10 protein-coding genes are annotated in these 11,122 nt (G+C 65.5%); all 10 read left to right on the top strand.

All coding sequences use genetic code 11. From position 1 onward, the window contains the following. On the top strand, positions 1 to 952 hold a 952-nt coding region (mmsA, locus tag DN412_RS40765), incomplete at its 5' end, for a CoA-acylating methylmalonate-semialdehyde dehydrogenase (RefSeq protein WP_115215908.1). 28 nt (positions 953 to 980) lie between these two features. Continuing rightward, complete coding sequence (locus tag DN412_RS40760; protein WP_115216705.1) at positions 981 to 2,660, top strand: GMC family oxidoreductase; 1,680 nt, start codon at positions 981 to 983, stop codon at positions 2,658 to 2,660. Positions 2,661 to 3,012: 352 nt separating this feature from the next. Further along, a complete protein-coding gene (locus DN412_RS40755; RefSeq protein ID WP_115216704.1) occupies positions 3,013 to 3,789 on the top strand; it encodes an ABC transporter ATP-binding protein in 777 nt (258 codons plus the stop codon). A gap of 20 nt (positions 3,790 to 3,809) precedes the next feature. Beyond that, a complete protein-coding gene (locus tag DN412_RS40750) occupies positions 3,810 to 4,535 on the top strand; it encodes an ABC transporter ATP-binding protein (protein ID WP_115216703.1) in 726 nt (241 codons plus the stop codon). A gap of 85 nt (positions 4,536 to 4,620) precedes the next feature. Next, entirely contained in the window at positions 4,621 to 5,829 is a 1,209-nt protein-coding gene (locus tag DN412_RS40745) for an ABC transporter substrate-binding protein (protein WP_115216702.1), read from the top strand. A gap of 76 nt (positions 5,830 to 5,905) precedes the next feature. Further along, positions 5,906 to 6,790, top strand: coding sequence for a branched-chain amino acid ABC transporter permease (locus DN412_RS40740; protein ID WP_115216701.1), 885 nt, complete (start codon positions 5,906 to 5,908; stop codon positions 6,788 to 6,790). Then, positions 6,790 to 7,839 (top strand): branched-chain amino acid ABC transporter permease, encoded by a 1,050-nt coding sequence (locus tag DN412_RS40735; RefSeq protein ID WP_115216700.1) that lies wholly within the window; start codon positions 6,790 to 6,792, stop codon positions 7,837 to 7,839. Before DN412_RS40740 ends, DN412_RS40735 begins: the two co-directional genes overlap by 1 nt. Positions 7,840 to 8,156: 317 nt before the next feature. Beyond that, a complete protein-coding gene (locus DN412_RS40730) occupies positions 8,157 to 8,693 on the top strand; it encodes a hypothetical protein (RefSeq protein WP_244223072.1) in 537 nt (178 codons plus the stop codon). A 73-nt stretch (positions 8,694 to 8,766) separates the two neighbouring features. After that, entirely contained in the window at positions 8,767 to 9,528 is a 762-nt protein-coding gene (locus DN412_RS40725; RefSeq protein ID WP_115216698.1) for a sulfite exporter TauE/SafE family protein, read from the top strand. 290 nt (positions 9,529 to 9,818) lie between these two features. Continuing rightward, positions 9,819 to 10,970: an ABC transporter substrate-binding protein gene (locus DN412_RS40720; RefSeq protein WP_115216697.1), complete on the top strand. Its 1,152-nt coding sequence runs from the start codon at positions 9,819 to 9,821 to the stop codon at positions 10,968 to 10,970. Positions 10,971 to 11,122 lie beyond the last annotated feature (152 nt).

The following is an 11,122-nucleotide window of genomic DNA, read 5'->3' as shown; positions in this document are numbered from 1 at the left end:
GAGCCTGCTGATTGCCGACCTGTTGCGCCAGGCCGGTCTGCCCGATGGCGTGTTCAACGTCGTGCAGGGCGACAAGGAAGCAGTGGACGCGCTGCTCGCGCATCCGGATGTGCAGGCACTGTCCTTCGTCGGCTCGACGCCGATTGCCGAATACATCTACACGGAAGGCACGAAGCATGGCAAGCGCGTGCAAGCCCTGGGCGGCGCCAAGAACCACCTGGTGGTGATGCCCGATGCGGATCTCGACCAGGCGGTGGATGCGCTGATTGGCGCGGCCTACGGTTCGGCTGGCGAGCGCTGCATGGCGATCTCGGTGGCCGTGGCAGTCGGCGACGTCGCCGACAAGCTGGTGCCGCGCCTCGCGGAGCGCGCGCGCACGCTGAAGATCCGCAACGGCATGGAGTCCGACGCCGAGATGGGTCCGCTGGTGACCGGTGCGCACAAGGCCAAGGTCGAAGGCTATATCGCCAAGGGCGTGGCGGAAGGCGCAACGCTGGTCGCGGACGGGCGCGGTCACAAGGTCGAAGGGCATGAGAACGGCTTCTATGTCGGCGGCACGCTGTTCGACCACGTCAAGCCAGACATGACGATCTACAAGGAAGAGATCTTCGGGCCGGTGCTTTCCGTCGTGCGCGTGCATGACTTTGCCGAGGCGGTGTCGCTGATCAACGCGCACGAATACGGCAACGGCGTGTCGTGCTACACCAGCGACGGCGGCATCGCGCGCGCGTTCGCGCGGCAGATCCAGGTGGGCATGGTCGGCATCAACGTGCCGATCCCGGTGCCGATGGCATGGCATTCGTTCGGCGGCTGGAAGCGCTCGCTGTTCGGAGACCACCATGCGTATGGCGAAGAGGGCGTGCGTTTCTACACGCGCTACAAGAGCGTGATGCAGCGCTGGCCGGATTCGATTGCCAAGGGCGCCGAGTTCACCATGCCGGTAGCGAAGTAAGCTCCAACGACGATAAAGAAAAGAAGCCATGGAGACATTCGACTACATCATCGTTGGCGCCGGCTCGGCCGGCTGTGTCCTGGCGAACCGCCTGACGCAGGATCCGGACGTCAACGTGCTGCTGCTTGAGGCCGGCGGCAAGGACGATTACCACTGGATCCATATCCCGGTCGGCTACCTGTATTGCATCGGCAACCCGCGCACCGACTGGCTCTATCGCACGGAAGCGGAGGCGGGGCTGAACGGCCGCTCGCTGGGCTATCCGCGCGGGCGCGTGCTGGGCGGCTGTTCGTCGATCAACGGCATGATCTACATGCGCGGCCAGCGCGAGGACTATGACGAGTGGGCGCGGCTCACCGGCGACGAGGGCTGGCGCTGGGACAATGTGCTGCCCCTGTTCAAGCGCAGCGAGGACCATCACCGCGGCCCCGGCGAATTCCATGGCGCCGGCGGCGAATGGCGCGTGGAGGGCCAGCGCCTGCGCTGGGACATCCTGGAGCGCTTTGCCGATGCCGCCGAAGAGGCGGGGATTCCGCGCACGGAGGATTTCAACCGCGGCGACAACTTCGGCGTGGGCTATTTTGAAGTGAACCAGCGCCGCGGCATCCGCTGGAACACGGCCAAGGCCTTCCTGCGGCGTGCGGCGGAGCGTCCCAACCTGACCATCGTCACCGGCGCGCAGGTGAGCGCGCTGACCTTCGACGGGCGCCGTTGCACGGGCGTGAACTATATCGGCGGTGGGCGGCCACATACGGCGGCGGCCGCGCAGGAAGTGATCCTGGCCGCGGGCGCGGTCAATACGCCGCAACTGCTGGAACTGTCGGGCATCGGCCAGGCCGAACGGCTGCAGGCGCTGGGCATTCCGGTGCGCCATGCGCTGCCCGGCGTGGGCGAAAACCTGCAGGACCACCTGCAGCTGCGCTCGGTGGTGAAGGTCAGCGGCGTGCGCACGCTGAACACGCGCGCCGCGAGCCTGTGGGGCAAGTTCTGCATCGGCGTGCAGTACGCCTTCAACCAGAGCGGGCCGATGAGCATGGCGCCGTCGCAGCTGGGCGCCTTTGCGCGCTCGGACCCGTCGCAGGCGCGCCCGAACATTGAGTACCACGTGCAGCCGTTGTCGCTGGACAAGTTCGGCGATCCGCTGCATGCATTCAATGCGTTTACCGCGAGCGCCTGCAACCTGCGGCCGACCTCGCGCGGCAGCGTGCATGCCGGCAGCGCGGACTTCCGCCAGGCGCCGGTGATCGCGCCCAACTACCTGTCGACCGACGAGGACCGCCAGGTCGCGGCCGATTCGATCCGGCTCACGCGCCGCATCGTGGCATCGCCGGCGCTGGCGCCGTACCAGCCCGAGGAATGGCTGCCGGGCCCGGCGTTCCAGACCGACGAGCAACTGGCCGAGGCCGCCGGCAATATCGGCACCACCATCTTCCATCCGGTGGGCACCTGCAAGATGGGCCGCGCCGACGACCCCATGGCCGTGGTCGACCAGCGCCTGCGCGTGCTGGGCATCGACGGCCTGCGCGTGGTCGATGCCTCGGTGATGCCGCTGATCACGTCGGGCAACACCAATTCGCCGACCATCATGATCGCCGAGCGCGCCAGCGACATGATCCGCGAGGACCGCCGGCAGCGCGCCGTCGCGACGGAAGTGGCGGCGGAAGTGGAACCCAGAGCAGCGCCTTTGGCAGCTCCGGCTAGTGCATGAAGCGCCGCGCCACATGGCCACGGACGGGGACGTGGCCATGTGGCGCAGCCTGCGCATGTGCACTTGCAAAAAAACTGACACTTGGTTCATGTTTCATAGTGCAAACCCCGATGTTTTGCGATGCAACAGGCGCACACAATAGACGCCTCACAGGGTGCGTCGGCAGCACATCAAGGCCGTCGCCGCAGCCTGCGCGGGAGCCGCTCCGCAACTAAACAGAAAGCCGCAGGCAGGGCCGCAACCACGGCCAGCCTGACGGCATAAGCGGCAGCAAGGGCCTACGAGGCCGGTTCGGACCATTGTCAGTGCCGGGCATCACCCCGGCAGTTCAGCAAGAGGGCGGGCAGGAGACATGAACCAGCAGGAAACCATCCTGGAAACGCGGAACCTCACCAAGGAGTTCAAGGGGTTCACGGCGGTGAGCGACGTCAACCTGCGGGTGCGCCGAGGGTCGATCCATGCCTTGATCGGCCCCAACGGCGCCGGCAAGACGACCTGCTTCAACCTGCTCACCAAGTTCCTGGAGCCGACCACCGGCACCATCCTTTTCAACGGCATCGACATCACCCGCGACAAGCCCGCGCAGATCGCGCGGCGCGGCGTGATCCGCTCCTTCCAGATCTCGGCGGTGTTTCCGCACATGACGGTGATGGAGAACGTGCGCATCGGGCTGCAGCGGCAACTGGGCACGGCGTACCAGTTCTGGCGCAGCGAGCGCTCGCTCGATGTGCTCAACGACCGCGCCATGGAACTGCTCGAACAGGTCGGCCTGACCGAGTTCGCGGACACGCAGACAGTGAACCTGCCGTACGGGCGCAAGCGCGCGCTGGAGATCGCTACCACGCTGGCGATGGAGCCCGAGCTGATGCTGCTGGACGAGCCCACGCAGGGCATGGGCCACGAGGATGTGGACCGCGTCACGCAGCTGATCAAGAAGGTCTCGCTGGGCCGCACCATCCTGATGGTGGAGCACAACATGAGCGTGGTGTCGTCGATCGCCGACAAGATCACGGTGCTGCAGCGTGGCGCGATCCTGGCCGAAGGCCCGTATGCGGAAGTGTCGAAGGACCCGCGCGTGATGGAAGCCTACATGGGCACCGTCGACGCGGAACTGCAGGGCGCGCACTGAGACGGCCGGGGGAACGACACATGACGACATCGAACACACCCGCGCTCGAGATCAGGGACCTGCACGCCTGGTACGGCGAATCGCACATCCTGCATGGCGTGGACCTGACTGTGAACCGCGGCGAAGTGGTCACGCTGCTGGGCCGCAACGGCGCCGGGCGCACCACCACGCTGCGCGCGATCATGGGCCTGACGGGGGCGCGCAAGGGCTCGATCAAGGTCAATGGCCAGGAGACCATCAGCCTGCCCACGCACAAGATCGCGCACTACGGCATCGGCTACTGCCCCGAAGAGCGGGCCATCTTCTCCAGCCTCTCATGCGAAGAGAACCTGATGCTGCCGCCGGTGCTCAAGGGCGCCGACACCAGCAAGGGCATGAGCGAGGCCGATATCTACGAGATGTTCCCGAACCTGAAGGAGCGCCGCCAGAGCCAGGGCACGCGCCTGTCGGGCGGCGAGCAGCAGATGCTGGCGGTCGGGCGCATCCTGCGCACGGGCGCCAACCTGCTGCTGCTCGATGAAATCTCGGAAGGATTGGCACCGGTGATCGTGCAGGCGCTTGCGCGCATGATCCTGATGCTCAAGCAGAAGGGGTACACGGTGGTGATGGTGGAGCAGAACTTCCGCTTCGCCGCGCCGCTGGCGGACCGCTTCTACGTGATGGAGCACGGCAGCATCGTCGAGCGCTTCGCGGCCAGTGAGCTGCAGGCCAAGATGCCGGTGCTGCATGAATTGCTCGGGGTCTGATCCGCTCGGATCATTGGTTGCTGCATATTTGCTGTTTGGCAGGAACGGGTGGCGCGCTCGCCGCCGCAAATCAGGAGACATAGACATGAAAAAGACTCGGCTCGCGGCCGCGATGGCGGCCATTGCCATGGGTGCGGTTTCCTTCAGCGCCGTTGCCCAGGTGTCGGGCGACACCGTGAAGATCGGCTATATCACCGACATGTCGGGCCTGTACGCCGACATCGACGGTCCCGGCGGCCTCGAAGCCATCAAGATGGCGGTCGAGGACCACGGCGGCAAGGTGCTGGGCAAGCCTATCGAGATCGTCTCCGCCGACCATCAGAACAAGGCCGACATCGCCGCCTCGAAGGCGCGCGAATGGATGGACCAGCAGGGCCTGGACATGCTGCTGGGCGGCACCAACTCCGGCACCGCGCTGGCCATGAACAAGGTGGCCTCCGAGAAGAAGCGCGTCTACATCAACATTGGCGCCGGCACGGCGCGCCTGACCAACGAAGAGTGCTCGCCGTACACGGTGCATTACGCCTATGACACGGTGGCGCTGGCCAAGGGCACCGGCAGCGCGGTGGTCAAGCAGGGCGGCAAGTCCTGGTTCTTCCTGACCGCCGACTACGCCTTCGGCCATTCGCTGGAAAACGACACCGCGGCCGTGGTCAAGGCCAACGGCGGCACGGTGGCGGGGCAGGTGCGCCATCCGCTGTCGGCATCGGACTTCTCGTCGTTCCTGCTGCAGGCGCAGTCGTCCAAGGCGCAGATCCTGGGCCTGGCCAACGCCGGCGGCGACACCATCAATGCGATCAAGGCGGCCAAGGAATTCGGCATCACCAAGACGATGAAGATCGCCGGCCTGCTGATGTTCATCAACGATGTGCACAGCCTCGGGCTGAAGAACACCGAAGGCCTGCTGATGACCGACAGCTGGTACTGGGACATGAACGACGACACCCGCAAGTTCGCCAACCGCTTCTTCGGCAAGATGAAGAAGATGCCGAGCAGCCTGCAGGCGGCGGACTACTCGGCCGTCAACTCCTACCTGAAGGCGGTGGAAGCAGCCAAGACCGACGATCCGGACAAAGTCATGGCCGAGCTCAAGAAGATGAAGATCAACGACTTCTACACCAAGGGCTATATCCGCCAGGACGGCCGTGGCATCCACGACATGTACCTGATGCAGGTGAAGTCCGCGGCCGAGTCGAAGAAGCCGTGGGATTACCTGAAGGTGGTCGCGACCATCCCGGGCGACCAGGCCTTCACCACGGTGGCCGAGTCGAAGTGCGCATTGCTGAAAAAGTAAGAATCAGCAAGCCTGCGACGTTTGCTCCCCTCTCCCGCGTGCGGGGGAGGGGAGATACCACCAGCAACTGACGCTCATGGACATCTTCGGAATCCCCTTGCCGGCCATGCTTTCCCAGCTCTTGCTGGGGCTGGTCAACGGCGCCTTCTATGCGATGCTGAGCCTGGGCCTGGCGGTTATCTTCGGCCTGCTCAACGTCATCAATTTCGCGCACGGCGCGCTCTTCATGCTGGGCGCGGTGCTGGCCTGGATGGGCATGGAGTACGCCGGGCTGAACTACTGGATCATGCTGTTGCTGTCGCCGCTGGTCGTCGCCGCGCTGGGCGTGGTGATCGAGAGGACCATGCTGCGCTGGATCTACAAGCTCGACCATATCTACGGCCTGCTGCTGACGCTGGGCATCACGCTGGTGGTCGAGGGCATCTTCCGCTCCATCTACGGTGTGTCCGGGCTGCCGTACTCGACGCCGGACGCGCTGCAGGGCGCCACCGACCTGGGTTTCATGATCCTGCCCAACTACCGCGCGTGGGTCGTGGTGGCGTCGCTGGCGGTGTGCTTTGCCACCTGGTACGTGATCGAGAAAACCAAGCTGGGCGCCTACCTGCGCGCCGGCACCGAGAACCCCAAGATGGTCGAGGCCTTCGGCGTCAACGTGCCGCTGATGGTGACGCTGACCTACGGCTTCGGCGTGGCGCTGGCCGCGTTTGCGGGGGTGCTGGCGGCGCCGGTGATCCAGATCTCGCCGCTGATGGGGCAGAACCTGATCATCATCGTGTTCGCGGTGGTGGTGATCGGCGGCATGGGCTCGATCATGGGTTCGATCCTGACTGGCCTGGGGTTGGGCGTGGTCGAAGGCCTGACCAAGGTGTTCTATCCTGAAGCATCGTCGACCGTGGTGTTCTTCATCATGGTGATCGTGCTGCTGCTGCGCCCGGCCGGGCTGTTCGGGAAGGAGAAGTGATGAGCGCACCCTCCACATCATCGACGCCATCCACGGCGGCGGCCAACGCGGGAAAGGGACAAGGCGTGCAGAAGAAACTGTTGTACGGATTGCTGCTGCTGGCACTGGTGGCCGCGCCGCTGGCCGGTGCGTATCCGGTGTTCGTGCTCAAGGTGCTGTGCTTCGCGTTGTTTGCGTGCGCCTTCAACCTGCTGATCGGCTATACCGGGCTGCTCTCGTTCGGCCATGCGGCCTTCTTCGGCGGTGCCGGCTACGCGGCCGGGCATGCAATGAGGGTCTGGGGCGTGACGCCCGAGATCGGCCTGATCCTGGGCACCGGCATGGGTGCGCTGATCGGCTACGTGGTCGGCTCGCTGGCGATCCGCCGCCAGGGCATCTACTTCTCGATGATCACGCTGGCGCTGGCGCAGATGCTGTTCTTTATCTGCCTGCAGGCGCCGTTCACCGGCGGCGAGGACGGCCTGCAGGGCATCCCGCGCGGCAAGCTGTTCGGCGTGCTGCCGCTGTCGGACGACCTGACGCTGTACTACGTGGCGCTGGTGATCATCGTGGCCGCCTTTGCGCTGATCGTGCGCACGGTGCATTCGCCGTTCGGCCAGATCCTGAAGGCGATCAAGGAGAACGAGCCGCGCGCGGTGTCGCTGGGCTATGACGTCGACCGCTTCAAGCTGACCGCCTTCGTGCTGTCGGCGGCGCTGTCGGGGCTGGCCGGTTCGATCAAGGCGCTGGTGCTGGGCTTCGAGACGCTGACCGACGTGCACTGGTCAATGTCGGGTTCGGTCATCCTGATGACGCTGGTCGGCGGCCTGGGCACCTTGTCGGGCCCGATTGTCGGCGCCTTCGTGGTGGTCGCGCTGGAGAACAAGCTGGGCGACATCGGCAACTTCCTGGCGTCGGTGACCGGCATCTCCTGGTTCGGCACGCTGGGCGAGTCGGTGACGATGGTGACCGGCGTGATCTTCGTGATCTGTGTGCTGACGTTCCGTCGTGGCATCATGGGCGAGCTGCTGGCGCGCTTCGGGGGCCACGCGGGACGCAGGCAAGAGTGATCGCGGGTCGACATGCCCGATTCTGGGGCTAGGGTTTTTTCTAGCTTGTCCTCGATGCACCGCTTCGTTACATTCCATATACGGTTTTCGCAGGTTAAATGGAGGCGGAAGCGAGGAGACGACAGGCGCGCACCCGGTGTCGGGTAGCAGCGTTATAAATAAAGGGCGTTGCCGGGTGATCCTCGGCAACGCTTTTTTCATTTGGGCTTCCCAATCCTCCTTGTGGCGCTTTCGCCCCATTCTGGGGCAACCATGCCGCATCGGCATCACCCGCCGACCCTCCGCATGCGACAATGCGGGCGCTCTCGCTGACCGCCATGCCCGCTGTTCCTGATTCCCCCGATTCTTCAGACGTACCGGATCGTCCCGGCGCACCCGCGGCGCAGGGGTTGGTACGCCTTGGGCTGGGCGCCGACGCCGCCGTGCTCGAGGCCTGGCTGGACGCGGTGCAGCCGCTGCCGGTGCCAGCCGCCCGGGCGCGCCGGCTGATGCTGGACGACCTGCTGGCCCAGGCCGGGCGCGGCATCTGCCTGCTGGCGTACGACGCGCAGGCCCCGCACGGCCTGCTGGCCTGCCTGCCGGTGACGCTGCTCCCAAGCCTGGAGCTTGCCGGCCTGGCCGCCTGTGCCACCGAGTGGTGGGTGCGGGCCGGGCTCGACGCCGCGGCCAGCCGCACCTGCCTTGCCGCCTGCTGCGCCACGCTGGCCGACTGGGGCCGCGCACACGGTATCCGCCATGTGCTGCTGGCGCCGGCGCTGGTGGCGGGGCACGGCGGTGCGCCGCCGGGCTTCAGCCTGCACGGCAACGGCATGTGGCACGGCGGCCTGGTGCCGGCGGCCAAAGTGCTGGGCTGAACCGGCGCCGCCCGGCCGCGCGCCGCTTGGCCGGTGCCGATCCTTCCTGATTTTTCCTTTTCGCTTTCCTGCAATGACGGAATTCGCATTCCTGGCGGCTGCCGCCTTTCTCGCCGGCCTGATCGACGCGGTCGCCGGCGGCGGCGGCCTGGTCCAGATCCCGGCGCTGTTCTCGGCCTATCCCAATGTCGTTCCGGCCACGCTGCTGGGCACCAACAAGGTGGGTTCGATCGCGGGCACCGCCAATGCGGCGCTGCGCTACGGCCGCAGCGTGCGTATCTACTGGGGCGCGACCGCGCCCGCGGTGGTGGCGGCCTTTGTCTTTTCGATGGCCGGTGCCTGGGCGCTGACCATGATCCCGGCCGAGCCGCTGCGCAAGGCGCTGCCCTTCGTGCTGGTGGCGCTGCTGGTCTATACCGTGGCCAAGAAGGACCTGGGCGCGGAGCACGCGCCCACGCTGACCGGCTGGGGCGAGCGTGGCGCCGCCTTGCTGGCGGGCGCTGCGCTGGGTTTTTACGACGGCGTGTTCGGGCCCGGCACCGGCAGCTTCCTGATGATCGTGTTCGTGCGCGTGTTCGGCTATGACTTCCTGCATGCGGCGGCATCGACCAAGCTGGTCAACCTCGCCACCAACCTGGCGGCGCTGCTGCTGCTCGGCAGCAAAGGCCATATCTGGTGGCAGCTGGGCCTGGTGATGGCGGTGGCCAACGTCGCCGGCAGCCAGGTGGGCAGCAAGCTGGCGCTGCGCCACGGCAGCGCCTTCGTGCGCAAGGTGTTCATCGTAGTGGTGAGCGCGCTGATCCTGAAGACCGCCTGGGACGCCTTCCTGCGCTGACGGCAAAGCCAGGCGGGGCGCGCGATGCGGGTTAATCCTCCCTTTTCGCGCCAAGGCGCTGTGATAGACTCGATCCGCATTCCCGACCGAGCGGTCGGTGAATGACCGAAGCGCCTTTCCGGGGGAGTGGTGCGGACGGGGAAATTGGGGAATGGCCTTGCGCTGTTCCTGGCTGTAGCGCAGGTGCCGGCGATGTGCCTGTGCTGACCCGAGGGGTCGATATAAATAAGCGCATCCGCCGGCGGACGCCGGACGGATGCCTTTCCGTTTCAGGAACCGAAGGAGACAAGATGGATTTCAAGCGCGCCAGCCTGCTGGCAATCGCTGCGGCCAGCCTGGTTGCCGGGGCAGCCCACGCACAGGTCAAGGTCGGGGTGACGGTGTCGGCCACGGGTCCGGCGGCGTCGCTGGGCATTCCGGAAAAGAACACCTTCACGCTGATGCCCAAGGAAATCGCGGGCAAGAAGATCGAGTACTTCGTGCTGGACGATGCCTCGGACACCACCACCGCGGTCAAGAACACGCGCAAGCTGATCAGCGAAGACAAGGTCGATGTCGTGGTGGGCTCCACGGTCACGCCGAACTCGCTGGCGATGGTGGACGTGGTGGCCGAGAACGAGACGCCGATGATCACCATGGCCGCCTCGGCCCGCATCATCGAGCCGATGGATGCCAAGCGCGCCTGGGTCTTCAAGACCCCGCAGAATGACTCGCACATGGCGACCGCCATTGCCGAGCACATGACCAACAACAACGTGAAGACGGTGGCCTTTATCGGCTTCGCGGATGCCTATGGCGACAGCTGGGCGCAGGAGTTCGCCAAGGTGGCCGAACTGCGCAAGATCAAGGTCGTCGCCAACGAGCGCTTTGCCCGCACCGACACTTCCGTGACCGGCCAGGTGCTGAAGATGATGGGCGCCAATGCCGACGCCGTGCTGATCGCAGGCTCGGGCACGCCCGCGGCGCTGCCGGCCAGGACGCTCAAGGAGCGCGGCTACAAGGGCAAGATCTACCAGACTCACGGCGTCGCCAATCCTGACTTCCTGCGCGTGTGCGGCAAGGACTGCGAAGGGACCTTCCTGCCTGCCGGGCCGTTGCTGGTGGCCGAGCAGTTGCCTGACAGCAATCCGGTGAAGAAGCCGGCCATGGCCTACAAGACGGCTTACGAGAAGGCGTTCGGCGGCCAGGTGTCGACCTTCGGCGGCCATGCGTGGGATGCGGGGCTGATCCTCCAGCATGCCATTCCCGAGGCGCTGAAGAAGGGGCAGCCGGGTACCAAGGAATTTCGTAAGGCGTTGCGGGATGCGATGGAGCAGACCAAGAACCTGCCGGTGTCGCATGGGATTATGAACATGAGTGCCACCGACCATCTGGGCTTTGACCAGCGGGCGCGGGTGATGGTGGAGATTGTGGATGGGAAGTGGAAGTTGTTGGGGAAGTGAGGGTGGGGGTGGGGGTGGTTGGCTTGGGTATTTAGATACTATGAAGGGCCGCGGAGGCAACTCCTGGAGTAAAACGAAGATTCGCACACTCTCGTTTTTCCAAAGGAGCACGCAAATGGACGCGCCTGACACAGCCCTTCATGGGCAGAATA

The sequence above is a fragment of the Cupriavidus lacunae genome (assembly GCF_003353055.1).
Classification (GTDB): Bacteria; Pseudomonadota; Gammaproteobacteria; order Burkholderiales; family Burkholderiaceae; genus Cupriavidus; species Cupriavidus lacunae.
This window is presented reverse-complemented; position numbering and strand designations above follow the sequence as displayed.

Coding starts and splice junctions, on each gene's coding strand:
- DN412_RS40760 (WP_115216705.1), top strand. CDS start 981: ATGGAGACATTCGACTACATCATCGTTGGCGCCGGCTCGGCCGGCTGT.
- DN412_RS40755 (WP_115216704.1), top strand. CDS start 3,013: ATGAACCAGCAGGAAACCATCCTGGAAACGCGGAACCTCACCAAGGAG.
- DN412_RS40750 (WP_115216703.1), top strand. CDS start 3,810: ATGACGACATCGAACACACCCGCGCTCGAGATCAGGGACCTGCACGCC.
- DN412_RS40745 (WP_115216702.1), top strand. CDS start 4,621: ATGAAAAAGACTCGGCTCGCGGCCGCGATGGCGGCCATTGCCATGGGT.
- DN412_RS40740 (WP_115216701.1), top strand. CDS start 5,906: ATGGACATCTTCGGAATCCCCTTGCCGGCCATGCTTTCCCAGCTCTTG.
- DN412_RS40735 (WP_115216700.1), top strand. CDS start 6,790: ATGAGCGCACCCTCCACATCATCGACGCCATCCACGGCGGCGGCCAAC.
- DN412_RS40730 (WP_244223072.1), top strand. CDS start 8,157: ATGCCCGCTGTTCCTGATTCCCCCGATTCTTCAGACGTACCGGATCGT.
- DN412_RS40725 (WP_115216698.1), top strand. CDS start 8,767: ATGACGGAATTCGCATTCCTGGCGGCTGCCGCCTTTCTCGCCGGCCTG.
- DN412_RS40720 (WP_115216697.1), top strand. CDS start 9,819: ATGGATTTCAAGCGCGCCAGCCTGCTGGCAATCGCTGCGGCCAGCCTG.